Annotated in this window: 4 protein-coding genes; 1 reads left to right on the top strand and 3 read right to left on the bottom strand. The window is 72.5% G+C overall.

Annotated elements, in window-relative coordinates:
• Window positions 1–341: SAM-dependent methyltransferase (locus GTW40_RS04630; RefSeq protein WP_343245614.1), on the bottom strand; the 341-nt coding region annotated here is incomplete at its 3' end.
• A 123-nt stretch (window positions 342–464) separates the two neighbouring features.
• On the opposite strand from GTW40_RS04630, the gene GTW40_RS04625 reads away from it, so the two are divergent.
• Window positions 465–1,013 (top strand): GNAT family N-acetyltransferase, encoded by a 549-nt coding sequence (locus GTW40_RS04625; RefSeq protein WP_161178859.1) that lies wholly within the window; start codon window positions 465–467, stop codon window positions 1,011–1,013.
• Here GTW40_RS04625 and GTW40_RS04620 read toward each other — a convergent pair.
• Window positions 989–1,783 carry an SDR family oxidoreductase gene (locus GTW40_RS04620; RefSeq protein WP_161178858.1) on the bottom strand — a complete coding sequence of 265 codons (795 nt, stop codon included), beginning with the start codon at window positions 1,781–1,783 and terminating at the stop codon, window positions 989–991. The genes GTW40_RS04625 and GTW40_RS04620 overlap by 25 nt on opposite strands.
• A gap of 128 nt (window positions 1,784–1,911) precedes the next feature.
• Window positions 1,912–2,269: RICIN domain-containing protein (locus tag GTW40_RS04615; protein ID WP_161178857.1), on the bottom strand; the 358-nt coding region annotated here is incomplete at its 5' end.

Genomic DNA, 2,269 nt, shown 5'->3' with positions numbered 1-2,269 from the left:
GCGTGCCGCAGCACGATCGGGTCGTTGTCGACGTAGACCACCTTGGACTCGGGCCCTACCGCCTGGACGACCTGATGCAGATTCGGGTCCGTCGGGATGCCCGTGCCGATGTCGAGGAACTGCCGCACCCCCAGCTCCGCGAGCGCCCGCACGGCCCGCACCATGAACCGCCGGTTGGCCCGCGCCAGTTCGGGCACCTGCGGGAACAGCGCCTGCACCTGCTCGGCGGCCGCCCAGTCCACCGGGTAGTTGTCCTTGCCGCCGAGATACCAGTCGTACATCCGGGCGGCGTGCGGCTTGCTGGTGTCGATGACGGGCGGCTGGGTATCGGCGTCGGACACGGAGGAGTCTCCTCTGCGGGGGCTGCGGTGGCGGCTGCATCCTGCCACGGCACGGGTCCGCCCGTCAGTCCCGTACGGCATCAACTCGACTGATCGCGGGCTCCGTTGTGCCACCATGCTCCGGTGCTGATCGACATACCCGCCGCTCCCCCGCTCCCGGCCCTTCTCCTGCGCCGCTGGGCCCCCGTCCACGCCACCGCGCTCGCACGGCTGGAGCGGGACGAGGCGCTGCGCCGCTGGACGAGTTTCCCGGCCCTCGCGGACGCGGCGGACGCCGGGCGGTGGATCGAGGAGCAGCGGCGGGGGTGGGAGACCGGGAGGCGCTTCGCCTTCGCGGTGCTGGAGCCGGACGGGCGGCTGGTCGGTCACGTCGTCCTCAAGGTCCCCGCACCGGGGAACGGCACCGCCGAGGTCGGCTACTGGACCGCCGCGCACGCGCGGGGCCGGGGCGTGGCCCCGCGCGCGGTGGGGGCGCTGACGGAGTGGGCGTTCCGGGAGGTCGCGGGGCTGACCCGGCTCGAACTGCTGCACAGGGTGGGCAACGAGGCGTCCTGCCGGGTGGCCGTCAAGTGCGGATACGGGCTCGCCGGGAGACTGCCCCCGGCGCCGCCCGAGTACCCCGCCGAGGGGCATGTGCATGTGTGGGGCTACGGCAGGATCGCGTCGACGTAACCGCCGTCCACGCGCAGGGCGCCGCCCGTGGTGGCACTGGCCTGGTCGGAGCTGAGGTAGACGACCATGTTGGCGATCTCCTCGGGCTCGATCAGGCGCTGGAGCAGGGACTGGGGGCGGTACTCCCGCATGAAGACGCGCTGGGCCTCGTCCCAGGGGAGGTCGCGGTCCACGAGTTCGTAGACGAAGTCCTCGACGCCGCCGGTGTGGGTGGGGCCTGCGATGACGGAGTTGACGGTGACACCGGTGCCCGCCGCCTTCTTGGCGAAGCCGCGGCTCACCGCGAGCAGGGCGGTCTTGGACATGCCGTACTGGATCATCTCGGCGGGGATGACGATCGCGGAGTCGCTGGCGATGTACTGCACGCGGCCCCAGTGGCGCTCGGTCATGCCGGGGAGGTAGAGCCGGGTGAGGCGAACGGCGGCGAGGACGTTGATCTCGAAGTAGCGCCGCCATTCGTCGTCGGTGATCTCCAGCGGGTCGGCGGTGCCGAAGATGCCGAGGTTGTTGACGAGGATGTCCACGTCCGGCAGCTCGCGTTTCAGCCGTTCGGCGCCCTCCTCGGTGGAGACGTCGGCGGCGGCCGCCGTGAACTCGCCGTCCGGGACCTGCTCGGCGAGGGCCGCGATGGCGGCGGCGACCCGGCCGGCGTCGCGCCCGTTGACGGCGACGCGGGCCCCGGCGCGGGCGAGTCCGGCGGCGATGGCCGCGCCGATGCCCTGGGTCGAGCCGGTGACCAGCGCGGTGCGTCCTGTGAGATCGATGTGCATGGGCGAACGGGTTCCCTTCGGCTCCGGATACGACACCTGGCCCCCAGTGTGCGGGGCCCGGGTGCCGTAACCGGTGAAGGGCGGCCCTACGGCGGGGCGGGCCCACCGTCGGGTCGCCCCGGCGGTTCTCAGCCCAGCCGGAACTTCTGGGCCGCCGAGCCGTTGCAGTCCCAGATCCGCAGCCGCGCGCCGTTGGCGGTGGTGCCGTCGGGCAGGTCCAGGCAGCGGCCCGACTGCGGGTTCACCAGGGAGCCGTCCGCCTGCTGGACCCACTTCTGCCCGCCGACCCCGTTGCAGTCCCACAGCTCGACCTGGGTGCCGTTGGCCGTGCCGTTGCCGTTGATGTCCAGGCAACGGCCCAGGGTGGCGAGGGAGTTGTCGGTGCGGTGGTACCAGTGCTGGTCGACGGCCCAGGTCTGGCAGTCCCAGAGCTGGACGGCCGTGCCGTTGACGCCGGTGTCGTCGGCGGCGACGTCCACGCACTTG

It is taken from the genome of Streptomyces sp. SID4985 (assembly GCF_009863025.1).
Classification (GTDB): Bacteria; Actinomycetota; Actinomycetes; order Streptomycetales; family Streptomycetaceae; genus Streptomyces.
This window is presented reverse-complemented; position numbering and strand designations above follow the sequence as displayed.

Excerpts from the sequence above, each read along its gene's own strand:
- GTW40_RS04620 (WP_161178858.1), bottom strand. The coding sequence starts at position 1,783 with ATGCACATCGATCTCACAGGACGCACCGCGCTGGTCACCGGCTCGACC.